Source organism: Paenibacillus sp. URB8-2 (genome assembly GCF_013393385.1).
In the GTDB taxonomy this organism is placed as follows: Bacteria; Bacillota; Bacilli; order Paenibacillales; family Paenibacillaceae; genus Paenibacillus_AQ.
On sequence record NZ_AP023239.1, the window covers coordinates 1281932 to 1296516 of the forward strand.

General features: G+C 53.6%; 14 protein-coding genes. 9 read left to right on the forward strand and 5 right to left on the reverse strand.

Features of this window, described 5'->3' with window-relative positions; genetic code table 11:
• The first annotated feature begins 6 nt into the window (after positions 1 to 6).
• The 4 genes from PUR_RS05945 (at position 7) to PUR_RS05960 (ending at position 6622) form a co-directional block, all read left to right on the forward strand.
• Positions 7 to 897 carry a carbohydrate ABC transporter permease gene (locus tag PUR_RS05945; protein WP_179034450.1) on the forward strand — a complete coding sequence of 297 codons (891 nt, stop codon included), beginning with the start codon at positions 7 to 9 and terminating at the stop codon, positions 895 to 897.
• Between the two features lie 117 nt (positions 898 to 1014).
• Positions 1015 to 2673 (forward strand): extracellular solute-binding protein, encoded by a 1659-nt coding sequence (locus PUR_RS05950; RefSeq protein WP_232101733.1) that lies wholly within the window; start codon positions 1015 to 1017, stop codon positions 2671 to 2673.
• A 199-nt stretch (positions 2674 to 2872) separates the two neighbouring features.
• Positions 2873 to 5119, forward strand: coding sequence for a GH32 C-terminal domain-containing protein (locus PUR_RS05955; protein ID WP_179034451.1), 2247 nt, complete (start codon positions 2873 to 2875; stop codon positions 5117 to 5119).
• Positions 5120 to 5143: 24 nt separating this feature from the next.
• Positions 5144 to 6622 carry a glycoside hydrolase family 32 protein gene (locus PUR_RS05960; RefSeq protein ID WP_232101734.1) on the forward strand — a complete coding sequence of 493 codons (1479 nt, stop codon included), beginning with the start codon at positions 5144 to 5146 and terminating at the stop codon, positions 6620 to 6622.
• A 156-nt stretch (positions 6623 to 6778) separates the two neighbouring features.
• Here the strand turns inward: PUR_RS05960 and PUR_RS05965 are convergent, their stop codons facing one another.
• The 5 genes from PUR_RS05965 to PUR_RS05985 form a co-directional block, all read right to left on the reverse strand.
• Complete coding sequence (locus PUR_RS05965) at positions 6779 to 7027, reverse strand: glutaredoxin family protein (RefSeq protein WP_179034452.1); 249 nt, start codon at positions 7025 to 7027, stop codon at positions 6779 to 6781.
• On the reverse strand, positions 7024 to 7350 hold the full coding sequence (ytxJ, locus tag PUR_RS05970; RefSeq protein WP_179034453.1) for a bacillithiol system redox-active protein YtxJ: 327 nt from the start codon (positions 7348 to 7350) through the stop codon (positions 7024 to 7026). The genes PUR_RS05965 and ytxJ overlap by 4 nt, the downstream gene beginning before the upstream one ends.
• 92 nt (positions 7351 to 7442) lie before the next feature.
• Positions 7443 to 7955: a GNAT family N-acetyltransferase gene (locus PUR_RS05975; RefSeq protein WP_179034454.1), complete on the reverse strand. Its 513-nt coding sequence runs from the start codon at positions 7953 to 7955 to the stop codon at positions 7443 to 7445.
• A 243-nt stretch (positions 7956 to 8198) separates the two neighbouring features.
• Complete coding sequence (locus PUR_RS26375; protein ID WP_332107934.1) at positions 8199 to 8732, reverse strand: hypothetical protein; 534 nt, start codon at positions 8730 to 8732, stop codon at positions 8199 to 8201.
• Between the two features lie 83 nt (positions 8733 to 8815).
• Positions 8816 to 9496: a GntR family transcriptional regulator gene (locus tag PUR_RS05985; protein ID WP_179034455.1), complete on the reverse strand. Its 681-nt coding sequence runs from the start codon at positions 9494 to 9496 to the stop codon at positions 8816 to 8818.
• A 177-nt stretch (positions 9497 to 9673) separates the two neighbouring features.
• Between PUR_RS05985 and dpaL the strand changes: the two genes are divergently transcribed.
• The 5 genes from dpaL to PUR_RS06010 all read left to right on the forward strand — a co-directional run bounded on the left by dpaL (position 9674) and on the right by PUR_RS06010 (position 14551).
• The gene (gene dpaL / locus PUR_RS05990) at positions 9674 to 10882 is read left to right on the forward strand and encodes a diaminopropionate ammonia-lyase (protein WP_179034456.1); all 1209 of its coding nucleotides are present in this window, start codon (positions 9674 to 9676) and stop codon (positions 10880 to 10882) included.
• Positions 10883 to 10901: 19 nt separating this feature from the next.
• The gene (locus PUR_RS05995; protein ID WP_179034457.1) at positions 10902 to 12146 is read left to right on the forward strand and encodes a Zn-dependent hydrolase; all 1245 of its coding nucleotides are present in this window, start codon (positions 10902 to 10904) and stop codon (positions 12144 to 12146) included.
• Between the two features lie 52 nt (positions 12147 to 12198).
• The gene (locus tag PUR_RS06000; protein ID WP_197970128.1) at positions 12199 to 12726 is read left to right on the forward strand and encodes a M20/M25/M40 family metallo-hydrolase; all 528 of its coding nucleotides are present in this window, start codon (positions 12199 to 12201) and stop codon (positions 12724 to 12726) included.
• A gap of 30 nt (positions 12727 to 12756) precedes the next feature.
• A complete protein-coding gene (locus tag PUR_RS06005; protein ID WP_442953775.1) occupies positions 12757 to 13503 on the forward strand; it encodes an SAM-dependent methyltransferase in 747 nt (248 codons plus the stop codon).
• A 139-nt stretch (positions 13504 to 13642) separates the two neighbouring features.
• On the forward strand, positions 13643 to 14551 hold the full coding sequence (locus PUR_RS06010) for a L,D-transpeptidase family protein (RefSeq protein ID WP_442953776.1): 909 nt from the start codon (positions 13643 to 13645) through the stop codon (positions 14549 to 14551).
• Positions 14552 to 14585: the final 34 nt, after the last annotated feature.

Below are 14585 nucleotides of genomic sequence, written 5' to 3' on the forward strand. Positions count from 1 at the left end.
TCGGACATGTTTCGAATGAAAAATAAGCTCAAAAGCGATATTGCCTTCGATGTGTTCAACTTTATCGTGCTGGGCGGGTTTACGCTGATCATTTTGTATCCGCTTTACTTTATCGTAATCGCTTCCATCAGTGATCCGAACCAAATTTATGCGGGCAATGTATGGCTGTGGCCCAAGGCGATTACCTTCGACGGCTATCAGCGGATTTTCAGCGACAACACGATTTGGACCGGTTACCGAAACTCCTTGTTTTACGCCGCTCTCACGGCTGTCATCAGCTCGGTTCTGACCGTCATGGCGGCTTACCCGCTGTCGCGAAAAGATCTTTACGGCCGGAACGCCTTCATGATGATTTTTGCCGTCACGCTCTTTTTTAACGGGGGAATTATCCCGACCTATCTGCTGGTCAAAGATCTTCACATGATCAACACGATTTGGGCGGTTGTGCTTCCCGGAGCGGTGGACGCGTTCGCTATCATTATCGCACGGACGTTCTTCCAGAGCTTGCCCGATGAGCTCCGGGAGGCGGCGGCCATCGACGGGTGCACCAATCTGCGGTATATCTGGAGCGTTGTCGTGCCGCTGTCGAAACCCATCATCGCCGTGCTTGTGCTGCTCGCCGTGGTCCGGCAGTGGAACGGATTCTTTGACGCTCTGATCTATGTGAACGATTCCCATCTGTATCCGCTGCAGCTGATCCTGAGAAACATCCTGATCCAGAACCAGCCATCCGGGGATATGCTGACGGATATTACGACACTGGTAGCCCAGCAAAAGGTGACCGAGCTGATTAAATTCGGCGTGATTATTGTGGCGGCTCTCCCTTTGCTTATGCTCTATCCATTGCTCCAACGCTATTTCGTAAAGGGAGTCATGATCGGTTCGGTCAAGGGATGACCATACGGCTCTAAGCCGTTCGATCATGAGCTGCAAGGGGGGTGAGGCCCGGAGAATGTAAAGGTGGCAAGGTTCTTTAATAGGGCAAGTCATCACTAAAGGGAGGTTTGATTGTCAATGAATAGAAAAATGTCCATAGTTCTCAGTTCGCTCCTGTGCGCTTCCGTCGTAATGACGGCATGCAGCGGCAATAACGCTTCAAACAATACTCCGGCGGCATCGAAGGCCCCGTCGGCCTCGAGTCCGGCGGGTGATGCAAGCGGCAACGCCGCAGGCTTCCCGCTTAAGGACAAATTGACGATTAAGGCGGTGGCGAAGCGTCCGGCGCTCGCGCCAAGCGATTTCAACGATTTTGAACTGGCCAAGAGACTGGAGTCGGATACCAATGTCCATGTGGACTGGACGACGATCGTCGATACGGACTACGACCAGAAGAAAAACCTGCTGCTGGCAAGCGGAGATTTGCCGGATATGTTCTACGGAGCCGGCTTTACGGACACCGAGCTGCTGCATTACGGCCAGGACGGCACCATTATTCCGCTTAACGATCTGATCGACAAGCATATGCCCAACCTGAAGGCCCTTTTTGACAAACGGCCGGATATTAAAGCGCTCGTCACGGCTCCCGACGGCAATATCTACTCTCTGCCGGTGGGCGAGGAGCTGGGAAGCGGGCAGGAGGACATCGGCGCGAACCCGGACTTCCTCTATATCAACTCGGATTGGCTGAAGAATCTTGGACTTGAGATCCCCAAGACTTTGGAAGAATACCACAACGTTTTGAAAGCGTTTAAAGATAAAGACCCGAACAAGAACGGCAAGAAAGACGAAATTCCGCTCTCCTTCATCAACGCTTATTGGACCGGGGATATCGGCTATCTGTTCGGCGCTTTCGGAGAACCCGACAAGACGTATCAGCCGGGCAACAACACCTTCTCCGAGCATCTGAACGTCAAGGACGGCAAAGTATACTATGCCGCTATGCAGCCGGGATACAAAGAGGCGGTAAAATATTTCCACACCTGGTTTGAAGAAGGTCTGGTCGATATCGAATCCTTCACGCATAACGACGCGCAGTACCTAGCCAAAGGCAAGACGGAAGATGAATCGCTGGGCTCGTTCCTTTGGTGGGACCATACCGACGTAGTGGGCGGGGAGCGGGATGATCATTACCCGATCGTGCCTCCGTTCAAAGACATGGTAGTGAAATGGAACAATGGTTCGGCGATTGGCAGAGGTGGCACGGTCATTACGGAAGCGAACAAGAATCCGGATATTACCGCCGAGTGGCTCGACAGACTGTACGATCCGGTCACGGCCGCGGAAGTTCACTGGGGACCGATCGGCACATGGTTTGAGAAAGACGCGAACGGACTGCTCGTTCAGAAGAAAGATATCGAGAACCCGGGCGAATTCCGGCGGACGGTCGCTTTGGGCGGGGCAGGCGTTATTACGGGAGAAGATTTCGAGAAGGTAGTCGCTCCGGAACCGCGTGCGAAACAACGGATGGACGACATCAAGAATATTTTCGTTCCGCAGATGGAAAAAGAGCATTTTCCGCTTATCTTCTTCACGGATCAAGAACTGCAGACGATTGACCGCCTGAAACCGGAAATTCAGACTTACACCAACAAAATGCGCGCCCAATTCCTGATGGACGGCGGCGTGGATGAAGGCTGGGACAAATACCTCGGCGATCTGAAAAAAATGGGCATCGAGGATCTGATGAAGGTGTATCAGGACGGCTACGACCGCTACATGAAAGCTCAGAAATAACAGCTGATAAGAAGAAACGCCTGACGGCGTCTTTTTAAGACGCAGATACGATTCTCGTGAAAATATAAGACCAAACGATAGGCGCGAAGCTTATAAAGTCTTAAATTTTGAGAAATCCGCATCTTATGGGGCAAGCCGGAACGTCAGAACGCTCTGGCTTGTCTCTTCTTAAAAACGCGGAAAGAATGGAGAGAACAAGGTGAAGAAGCCGATTGCATACTGGACTTTTGACGAAGGCCAGGGAAATCAAGCCACGGAATCGGTATCCGGCCAAGCCGATACTGTACAATTCGCACTCGGCAAAGGGCGTTTCCAGGCTCCGAGGGACCCGGTCTGGGCTGAAGGAATTAAGGGAAAAGCATTGTCTTTTGACGGCTATTCCACGTTCATTCGCCGCTTGGCCGGGCAAACCCCGCAGCCGGTGGAGAATCTTACGATAACGGCGTGGATTGCCCCGAGAACGTATGATTACGGAGCGGAGAACCGGCTTTCGGCCATCGTGAACCAGCATAACCGGGAGAAGAAGGAAGGCTATATTCTGGGTCTGTTCAGATACGGGGCCTTGTCGCTCCAGGCAGGAGTGGACGGCAGGTGGCTGGAGGCGTGGTCATCCGAGCCGGTCCCTCTGCACAGGTGGTCTTTTGTGAGCGCCGTCTTCGCGGGAAGCGAAGGGCGGATATCGCTTTATCTCAACGGACGCAAAACAGCGGAGACTCTTCTCGATCAACCTTTGAAAATCACGCCCAGCAGCGCCGACCTGCTCATCGGGCGCAATAATAACGGCGTCGTTCTGGCGGAGTCTTTTATTATGAACCACTACGACGGCTGGATGGACGAGCTGGCTATTTATGATTCGGCGCTAACGGAAGACGAGATCCGCCGGCAGTATGAGCAGGATCTTCAGCCCTATGACGGCGTTATCCCTTTCATCGAACGGGAGGCCATGGAAATCCCGCGTCCGTATTTCGCCGCCGACCGGCACCGGCCGCAGTTTCATATGAATCCGCCCGGACACTGGATGAATGAGCCCCACGCGCCGCTTTATTTCGGCGGCCAGTATCATCTGTTCTACCAGCAGAATCCCAATGGCCCGTTCTACCACCATATTCACTGGGGACACGCGGTTAGCCCGGACCTCGTTCACTGGCGGGATTTGCCGACCGCGCTCAGCCCGGAGGAAGGGCTGGACCCGGACGGAATCTGGTCGGGCAGCGCCGCCTATGATCCACATGGCATACCGGTGCTGTTCTATACCATTGGAAACAATGGAGAGACCCCGAATCAGTCCATTGGTCTTGCGCAAAGCGCCTACCCCGCCGATGGCGATAACGATTTGAAAACCTGGATCAAGCATCCTTCCCCGATTGTCAGGCAGGAGAGGGGAGCCGGATTGTTCGGGGAATTCCGCGATCCTTTTGTCTGGAGGGAAGAAGGAATCTATTATATGCTTGTCGGAACGGGTGCGGGCGGAGAAGAAGAGGGCGGGACGGCTCTCGTCTACGTCTCCTCCGACATGCTCAACTGGGAGTGCCGCGGGCCTTTATATATCAGCGATTACGCCAAATACCCGTATCTCGGCAAGGCCTGGGAGCTTCCCGTTCTGCTTCCGCTTCCGCTGGAAGGGAAAGAAGCGGCAAGTTCGGGCAAGCATGTCCTGCTCATCAGTCCTTGGGGAGAAGGCGCCAAGGTTGAGGTCAACTACTGGATTGGAGTGTGGGACCGCGAGACGTGCAGATTTACGCCGGATGATGATGAGCCGGGATTGATTGACGTCGGCGATTTTCATTTCACGGGACCAAGCGGGATGGTTGATCCCCGGACCGGACGCTCGCTCGTCTTTACGATTGCCCAAGGCGAACGGACGCCGGAAATCGACTATGATTGCGGCTGGGCGCACGGCGCGGGCATGCCGGTATCGCTGTTTCTGCGGGCCGACGGGCGGCTTGGCGTAGAGCCGGTGGAAGAAACCGAGCGGCTTCGGGGCAGACGGCTGTTATCCGCGGCCGGAAGCAGTCTGGAAGAGATTAACTGGCAATTGGCCGATGTGAGCGGAGACCTGCTGGAAATCAAACTGAGCTTTCATTCCTGCCGGGCGGAGCAGTTCGGCATTTCCCTTCGCCGATCGCCGGACGGTGCGGAGGAGACAGTGATCCGGTTCAATCGCCCGGAGCAGTGGCTTGAGGTAGACCGGACCAAGACGACGCTCGATGAGAGGGAGCGGACACGGGGAATACAGGGAGGACTGCTTCCGATAGGAGAAGAAGACCTGCATCTGCATATTTTTGTGGACCGGTCGCTGATCGAATGCTACGCCAATGGGCTGAAGAGTCTGACCACCCGGGCTTACCCGTCAAGGCTGGATGCGCTTGGCCTGCTGCTCTGGGCAGATGGACCGGCGGAGCACGTCGATATGGAAGTCTGGGAGATGACTCCGGCGTATTCCTGATTAAAGAGAAAAGGAGATGAAGTTGTGATAACAAAATCATACTGTGAAACGTTTCGCCCGCAATTTCATTATTCGTCTGCAGCGAACTGGCTGAACGATCCCAACGGCATGGTTTGGTACGAGGGTGAATATCACCTGTTCTATCAACATCATCCTCACAGCTCGGTGTGGGGTCCCATGCACTGGGGGCATGCCGTCAGCAAGGACCTTGTCTTCTGGGAAGAGCTCCCCATTGCGCTGCGGCCCGATCATAACGGGGCGATCTTCTCGGGCAGTGCGGTAGTGGATCGGCATGATACTACGGGCTTTTTTAACGGAGGCTCCGGTCTGGTGGCGATATTTACCCATCACGATGTGAATCCGGAAAGCGGAGGGCCGCGCCAGAGACAGAGCCTTGCATATAGCACTGACAAGGGACGGACCTGGACGATGTATGAGGGCAATCCGGTTCTTGAGGATGAGCGGCACATCGATTACCGCGATCCCAAAGTGTTCTGGGACGGTGAGCGGGAACGGTGGGCGATGGTGCTCGCCGCCGGACAGCGTGTGTTGTTCTACCACTCTCCCGACTTGATTCATTGGTCTTTCGGCAGTGAATTCGGCGCGTCGGAAGGCTCGCATGACGGCGTGTGGGAATGCCCCGATCTGTTCAAGCTTCCGGTCGAAGAAAGCGGCGGAGAGTCCAAATGGGTGCTCATCGTCAGTATTGGCCCGAATGAAGCGCTGGCGGAAGGCTCGCGGACCCAGTATTTCATAGGGGAATACGACGGTATCTCCTTTGTCAACGACAATGCGCCGGATACGGTGCTGTGGCTGGATCACGGCAGGGATAACTATGCAGGAGTGAGCTGGTCTGACGTTCCCGCTCAGGATGGGCGCAGGCTGTTCATCGGCTGGATGAACAACTGGAAATACGCCAATCTGCTGCCGACCGAAGCCTGGAGAGGCGCGATGACGCTGCCGAGGGAGCTGGGACTTGCCGATTCCGAAGACGGCATTCGGCTCCGCCAGTTGCCGGTAAAAGAGCTTGAGACGCTCAGAGAACCGAAGCTTCGGATGGAGGATTTGGCGGTCCAAGCCGGGGACGGAAATCTTTTGCAAGGAATTCACGGCAGTACGCTGGAAATTGAAGCAGAAATCAAAATAGCGGACTCTTCTTCGTTCGGCTTTCGAATTCATGGCTCCGGCGGCCAGGGAACGGTGATCGGCTATGACGCCGGCCGCAGCTATCTGTCCATCGACCGCAGAAATGCCGGCATCACGGACTTCCATCCCGATTTCTCCTGTGAGCACGGAGTGGCCCTGAAGCCTTCCGGCGGCATCATCAAGCTCCGGATATTCGCCGACCATTCCTCTGTCGAAGTGTTCGCAAATGACGGAAGTGTCGTGCTGACGGATCAGGTTTTTCCAGACCCGGCCCATCAGGAAGTGGAACTGTACGTCCAGGAAGGAAGCATTGAAATCATCTCTTTGCATATATACACCTTGAAATCCATCTGGTGATAGTTCGATAAAAAAAAGCGAAGCCCTCCCTTAAGGCGTCAAACTAAAAGGAGCCTATTCCCCGGTAGGAATAAGGCTCCTTTAAGATGCATTGATCATTTGGCTAATCAGGTGATTCAATGCGGAGAAACGGATGATTAATCATCCGTGATAAGCTTATTGGTTCAAACCTGCCGCGGCAATCAATTCCTTCAGTTCGCCGTGGTTGAATCCCTTGACCGCTCTGCCGCCCGCTACGGTAACCGGAATGCCCATGAAGCCAAGACTTTCCACTTCCTGCTGGTAGGCCTGGCTTGTCATGATGTCCCTGACCTCGAACGGGATGCCTTCGCTCTGAAGCATCCGCTTCACCCGGCTGCAGTCTCCGCAGCCCTCGGTGGAATAAACGATGACTTGGGTGTTCATTGGCTTACAGCCTCTTTGATGCTCGACTGCGTGATTTTCCAGTGGGATGTATTCCAGCGCACTTCGCCGTCTTCCAGCAGGAAGATTTGCGGAGACTCATGCTTGATGCCGAAATCTTCGGCAATTTTGTTGGAAACCGGACGGTCCTCGATCACGAGCACGACGGCGGCGTCGGTATCATTGTCTTTTAGATACGTTTGAAACTCCTCGAACGCCTTTGCGCTGATCGGACAGGTGGTGCTGTGCTTGAACAGCAGCTTTTTTCCGGGCTTTGCAATATACTGCTCCAGCTCATCGGCGGAGTGTAAATTCTGAATGGACATGGTATCACCTTCCTTAATATAGTTGCTATTTAACTGTAATTGTAACTTCGATTGTAACAATGTTTCAAAATTAAAGCAATCCGTATTATTGCCTATGTGAGCTTCTTATAATAAAATACCGTCTCATGCAGTTCCCCGCTTGCCGACCGCGCATAGTCCGGAATTCTGCCGGCTTCCGCGAAGCCGAGCGATTGGTACAGGAGGTTGGAGGGATCGCCTCCGCGGGTATCCAGTACTAGCAAGGTTTTGCCTTCAGAAGCCGCGCAGGCTTCGGCCGTTTCCATCAGCATACGCGCAATGCCCTGCCGGCGGCGCTCCGGATGGACCATAAGCTTGGCGATTTCCGCCCGGTGGAGCCCGTTAGGCTTCAGGGCAAGATGGAGCTGAACACTACCGGCAATCTCTCCGTCTTCCATAGCGACCCACAATATAACCCCATCGCCGGGTACACCGCGCCAATAATCCACAGCTTCCTCTTCAGAAAGCGGTGGCAAAAAACCGACGGATGCTCCGTCGTCGACGACCCGAACGAGCAGATCTCCCAGCTGCCGCTCCAGTTCCTCTTCTATTCCGTTGATTTTTTCAATAGTAACTCCAATTGTCATGCGTGATGTCTCCTCTCCGTTGGTCGCCCTGCTGAAAATCATCAGTATACGCTATCCATTATACCGGAGAGAAGGAAGGCTCACCCAGTCTATATTTGCAAGTTACGATTTGCGCTGCCCTCTGAAAGACGGAATAAAAGCACTGAAATATTCCAGTTAAAAAATAGGGACTGTCCTGGCTCTTTACAGCCGAGTGAACAGTCCCTGCCTTAGTTTAACCGGACTTTAGAGCCGGCTCCCTTTTTATTGCTGGAAGCTGCGGCCCGGCATCGAAGAAAACTGCACCGGAGTGTGCAAAGAGCCGGCGCCGAAGGAAGAAGATCCGGTAAACGAAGATCCGATTGGCGAAGAACCGATCGAAGAAGATCCGATCGAAGAAGAACCGATCGAAGAAGAACCGATCGGAGAAGACCCTATCGGAGAACCGAAGGATGAAGAACCATAGGACAGGCCGGACGGGATTGCCGGGTTATGGAATACCGGCTGGCTGTAGGACGAGCCTATTGCTCCGGTTTGGACCGATTGCTGCTCTACCTGACGGAAAACTTGGGAGATCTGCTGCAGCTGCTGAATGGCTGTTTGGTGGCCTTGCAGAGCCGTCTGGATCGTTTGGGACGCTCTACGCTCGCGGTTTGCCAGGTCCTCCAGCTGTCTTGCATTTTGCTCCTCCTGCTGAAGCAGTTGTTGATACAGTTGGCTGGCTTGCTGTGTTTCGTTGATAAGCCGTTGAACCAGCTGCTCACCTTGGTTTACTTGATTGGAAATGTTCGTATTCAATGGTGTATCCTCCTAGTGAAATAAATTGAAAACCGAAGTTTATTATGCTTGAACTTCATGTGAATTATTCATGCTCTTGATATTTAAATTTCGGTCTCTTCCGTTTCGGATGCGGCGAAGCGGCGCCGGAAGCTGTTGGTCCAATTCGATTCAATGAATTCAGCGGCAGCGGCGAAATCCTCCTCTTTTAGCGCGCCGATAATTTTCTTATGTTCCTCCACCGATTGCTCCGCTCCCAAAAAGCCTTTAAAATACGTAACCTCATAACGCCGGAGCTTTTTCTTAAGCCCATCCAACACACTGATAAGCTCTTCATTTGCAGACAAATCGATGATTACCTGATGGAACCGGGCGTCGCATTGCTGGGCTTCCAGTGCATTTTCCTGTTTAAGAGCGCGTTCCAGTTCTTCGTTGATTGTATCCAACTGCCGGATATGCTCCGGCTTAATATTTGCTTTGGCAAAAGAAACGGCAAGCTTCTCAAGTGACTGGATGATCGGATACAAACGGTGTGCCTGATAAATATCAACAGGAGCAACCTGTGTCCAGCTATTGGCCTTGGTCTGCACCATTCCTTCTTCTTCCAGTCTTAATAAAGCTTCGCGGATAGGGGTGCGGCTTGCGCCCATCGCGTCCGCTAATTGCTGATCTTTCAGCTTGTCGCCCGGCTTTAATTCTCCGCTGATAATCCATTCTTGTATTTGAAGGTACACTTGCTCACGAATCGATGTGCGTTTGACTTTGGTTGTAGATTTTGGCAGCAATAGGGCGCCTCCTCAATTCTTTTGTATGTAATATATCATGTGCAATTTAGCAGTATCAAATCTCGCTTTGCTTCAGCGTGGAAAGACTTGATTGACAGCAAAATATATGGAATGTAACATGTGATATATTACATTACAATGGATACAAAAGGGTTATGAAAAGAAAGGAGTCTGATGATGGATACTGCGGATTTTCAGTATATTGCGAACGAACGGGCGCGTAAGATGAATGGCGATAGAACGCCGGTGCGGTTCATTGACCGTGAAGCGGCTGCAAAAGTGAGAAACTTCCACAGGAGTTTTGCTGAATATGAGCCTACGCCCCTGCACAGCCTGAAAGCTTTATCTCACAAATTAAACGTGGGCGGCATATGGATCAAGGACGAATCGTACAGATTCGGACTGAACGCTTTTAAAGTGCTGGGCGGCTCTTATGCTGTCGGCAAGTATTTGGCGGAGCGGCTAAATCTGGATATCTCGGAGCTTGATTTTGAGAAACTGCAATGCAGGGAGATCAAAGAGCGGTTGGGAGAACTTACTTTTGTTACGGCAACAGACGGAAATCACGGCAGAGGGATTGCCTGGGCGGCCAATCAGCTGGGACAGAAATCAGTGGTGTTCATGCCCAAAGGCTCTTCGGCAGCAAGGTTGCAAAATATCAGAAAGGAAGGAGCGGAAGCCTCCATTACGGAGCTGAATTATGATGACACGGTAAAAATGGCCGCCCGGTACGCCGCCGATCATCACGGATTTCTGGTTCAGGACAGCGCGTGGGAGGGCTATGAAGACATCCCTACCTGGATTATGCAGGGATACTGCACTCTGATTCATGAAGCAATGGAGCAAATGAAGGGGGACGGAAAGGGCTGTCCAACCCATGTATTTCTTCAGGCGGGTGTCGGTTCCTTCGCGGCAAGCGTGCTGGGCTATTTCGTGGCGGAATTCGGCGGCGAACGTCCGATAACGATCATTGTCGAGCCGAATGAAGCAGCGTGCATCTATAAATCCGCCGTGAAAAATGACGGGAAGCCCCATGCGGTAACCGGCGATCTGCCGACGATTATGGCGGGATTGGCCTGCGGGGAGCCCAGCTCGGTGGCTTGGGAGATTTTAAGGGATTATGCGGATATGTACATTTCCTGTCCGGATGCGGTGTCGGCCAAAGCCATGCGAATGCTCGGCAATCCTTTGCCCGGCGATCCGCGGGTCGTTTCCGGAAAATCCGGCGCTGTGGGATTGGGAGTTCTGAGCCTGATTCAGGAGGAACAAGCGCTGCGGGAAGTGGGGGAACGGCTTCAATTGAACGAGAAATCGAGAGTTCTCATCATCAGCACAGAAGGCGATACGGACCCGGAGGGGTACAGGGACATCGTATGGGGCGGCTAAGTGAAAGGAGGAAATGAAGATGACATTCAGCAGTTTGAACTTATCTATTCATGCCGACCGATTGCTTAGACATATTCAGCAGCTTGGACAAATCGGCCGTGACCCGGGCAATCAGTTGACCAGGTTGGCGGCTTCGGACAATGACAAGAACGGCCGCGACGCGCTGATCGCATGGATTAAGGAGGCCGGCCTGGAGGCGGCGGTTGACCGGATCGGCAACATCTTCGGCATTTGGCGTGTTCCAGACCAAGATCATCAAGCACCGGTCCTGATTGGCTCGCATATTGATACCGTCATAAATGCCGGCGTGTACGACGGCTGTTATGGTGTTCTTGCCGGCCTTGAGGTCATTCGGACACTGCGGGAGGCCGAATTCATCCCTTCCCGTCCTATAGCAGTCGCGGCATTCACGAACGAGGAAGGCGTGCGCTATGCCCCCGATATGATGGGGTCGCTCGTGTATGCGGGCGGGCTGCCGGTTGAGGAGGCTCTGGCCTCTGTAGGGACGGACGGAAGCGTACTTGGTGAGGAATTGGCTCGTATAGGCTATGCAGGTACCGAGGAGCCGGGCTTCATGATGCCTCATGCTTATGTGGAGCTTCACATTGAACAAGGACCTGTGCTGGAAAGTATGGACATTCCAATCGGTGCGGTCGAGAATCTTCAGGGGATTTCGTGGCAGCGGATCACCATTGAGGGTGTCGCCAACCATGCGGGTACGACTCCGATGTCGATGCGCAAAGATGCGGGATATGTGGCAGCCCGTGTCATTACATTTTTACGCGACCGTGCGATCCGTTCGCAGACGCCTGCCGTGGCGACAGTTGGCTGCATCCGCTTTGAGCCTGATGCGATCAATGTCATCCCTTCAAGGGCCACTTTTACTGTTGACCTGCGTAATCCGGACGAGCAGAGTTTACAGGCTGAAGAAGCGGCGCTTGCGGGCTACCTCACTGAACTTGCCTCTGCCGAGGGGGTGACCATTCTTACAGAGCGCATGGCGCGTTTTGAGCCGGTCACTTTCAACGCTGCTATTGTCGGGATGGTGGAAGCCGCCGCCAAGCAGCGCGGTCTGACCTCCAAGCGGATGACGTCCGGTGCCGGTCATGACGCTCAGATGATTGCCCGCATATGTCCGGCAGCGATGATTTTTGTTCCGAGCATCGGCGGCATCAGTCATAACCCGCAGGAGCACACGCCGTGGCCCGACCTGGTTGCCGGAGCCAACGTACTTCTTGATGTTATAGCCGATCTTGCCCGGTAAGGCACGAAATTTAGGCATGGCCCGTCTACATTTGCGAAAGAAGGGGAAGCGCGTGCAGACGGTCATTTCCCGTAATCTGGACCCGAATATTCCGGCCGTAATTTCATGTACCGAGCTCCATACGGACGGCATCCGGAATGCGATTCCGACGCATGTAGAGATCAAGGGGGACACCCGCAGCTACACACCCGAGGTTCAACAGATGCTGGAAGAAAGAATGCGGGCCATAGTCGAGGGAATATGCGGCATGCATGGTGCGGGATGCGAATTTCACTATACCCATGAGTTTGCGCCGACGGTGAACTGGATGGAATGCGTGGATGTCGCCGTAAAGGCGGGCTTGAATGTGGCGGGGGAAGCCAAGGTCGACGCAAATGTGCAGCAGGTGAAGGTTTCAGAGGATTTTTCCGCATTTTTGCAAAATATCCCGGGCTGCTTCGTTTTCATTGGAAACGGCGCTGCTTCGGACGGTAAGGGCAATATCCCGCTCCATAACCCGCTCTATGATTTCAATGACAATATTTTGAAAATTGGAGCGGAGTATTTCGCAGAATTAATAAGAATTCGGCTGCCCGAATAGCCTTAATATGGTAAAGTGGAAGAAGCGGTCATGGCCGCTATAGACGAGACGAGTGAAGATGAGAAAGGAAGAGACGAGATGAGCTTAGAAGAGAATCGATTGGATTTAAGCCGCATTATTTTTATCGGAAGAACCTATGAGGAGTATATGGCGATGTTCGGTCTGTCCGAAGAGGAGCTTCAAGGGCGGACCGTTCTGGATTGTCCGGGCGGCGCATGCGCGTTTACGGCCCGGGCGAATGCGCTCGGAGTGGGGGCGGTGTCGATCGACATTGCCTACGGGTATCCTGCCCGGAGTCTTGAAGAGAAAGGGCTGGAGGATATCCGGCATGCGATGGACCAAATGGAAAAAGCCCGGGCCGGTTTCAAGTGGGACTATTTCTCCTCCGTGGAGGAGCTTCGGGAGCATCGGGAACGTGCTCTGCAGGAATGTACGGCCGATATGGCGCGTTACCCGGAGCGGTATGTTCCAGCGGTTCTGCCCGTTCTGCCGTTCGATGACGGCCGGTTCGATCTGACGCTGTCCGCGCATTTTTTGTTCATGTACGGCGACCGGCTCGATTATGACTTTCATCTGAAGACGCTGCGGGAACTGCTGCGTGTGACCCGAAAGGAACTGCGCATTTATCCGCTGGTCGGCCTGTCGGGAGAACGGTACGGCAAAATGGACGACCTGCTGGCTCAAATTGCGCAGGATGGCTGCACTGCAGAGGAAATCCGGGTGCCCTACGAGTTTCAAAAAGGTACGGGACGCATGCTGAGAATTGTAAAAGGCTGACGCATATCAAACGGGCAATCCGGTCTCCGGTGAGGAGGCCGGAATTTTTTTGCGCAAAAGTGGCAACATTTCCCTCCGGAATCCGTTAATTAAATAAAGAGATACAAAATTTAGCAGTCCAGGCTGGAGGGGAACATGAATGAAAAATAACAAGGGAGAGGGTCAAAGAGGAAGGGGCTGGCTCAATTGGCGCAGAGCGCTCGGTCTGATGCTTGCGCTAGTTCTGCTGTGTACCGGCCTGTTCGCGGGAGAGGCGAAGGCGGCTGGCACACAAATGCTCGTGATAAACAAAAAGGTCAACAAGCTGGCCTTTTTCGATGGCGGCAAGCTGGTTAAGGTATTCCCGGTGGCTACCGGCAAGGAGAAGAGTTTGACCCCGGAAGGCAGCTTCAAGATTTTCAATAAAATTAAAAACCGGCCTTATTACAAAGATCATATTCCCGGCGGCGATCCCGCCAATCCGCTTGGCGACCGCTGGCTCGGGCTGGATGCGTACGGCACAAGAGGAACGACTTACGCCATTCACGGCAACAACAGAGAGTCTTCGATCGGCAAGTATGTCAGCGCGGGCTGCATCCGGATGCATAATGACGACATCCACTGGCTGTTTCCGCAGGTGCAGAGAAATACGACGGTGGTTATCACTTCCACAACGCTCGATATGGAGAGCGTCGCCCGGAAATACGGCTATGTGCTGGAGCAAAAGACGGTAGAGGGTACGATTATTATTGACGGAACGGCGATTAAGCTGAGCCGGCCTTTTCTGCTCAAAGACTCCCGCGTGTATGTTCCGCTCAGAGAGACGGCATCCGTGCTAGGCGCCAAGCTGGGGCTGGACTCCGCAGGGGCGCTGACGATCACGGCAGGCGGCCGGACGGCGTCGCACAAGCCGCTGACCGACTACGCCACCGTGAACGGGACGAAAGTACCGATGCTTGCGTCGCGCAATGAGAGCGGGACGCTGATGATTCCGCTGAGCAGCGTTCCGCTGTTGTTCGGCGTTCAGATCCAGTGGACCGGGTCGAGCAGCACCGTTACGATTTTATAGGCATACGGTTCCTTATAGCAGACGAAAGAAGCTA

Bases quoted from the DNA above. Each gene is read 5' to 3' on its own strand.
- PUR_RS05945 (WP_179034450.1), top strand. From the start codon at position 7: ATGTTTCGAATGAAAAATAAGCTCAAAAGCGATATTGCCTTCGATGTG.
- PUR_RS05950 (WP_232101733.1), top strand. From the start codon at position 1,015: ATGAATAGAAAAATGTCCATAGTTCTCAGTTCGCTCCTGTGCGCTTCC.
- PUR_RS05965 (WP_179034452.1), bottom strand. From the start codon at position 7,027: ATGAACACCCAAGTCATCGTTTATTCCACCGAGGGCTGCGGAGACTGC.
- ytxJ (WP_179034453.1), bottom strand. From the start codon at position 7,350: ATGTCCATTCAGAATTTACACTCCGCCGATGAGCTGGAGCAGTATATT.
- PUR_RS05975 (WP_179034454.1), bottom strand. From the start codon at position 7,955: ATGACAATTGGAGTTACTATTGAAAAAATCAACGGAATAGAAGAGGAA.
- dpaL (WP_179034456.1), top strand. From the start codon at position 9,674: ATGGATACTGCGGATTTTCAGTATATTGCGAACGAACGGGCGCGTAAG.
- PUR_RS05995 (WP_179034457.1), top strand. From the start codon at position 10,902: ATGACATTCAGCAGTTTGAACTTATCTATTCATGCCGACCGATTGCTT.
- PUR_RS06005 (WP_442953775.1), top strand. From the start codon at position 12,757: ATGGCCGCTATAGACGAGACGAGTGAAGATGAGAAAGGAAGAGACGAG.
- PUR_RS06010 (WP_442953776.1), top strand. From the start codon at position 13,643: ATGAAAAATAACAAGGGAGAGGGTCAAAGAGGAAGGGGCTGGCTCAAT.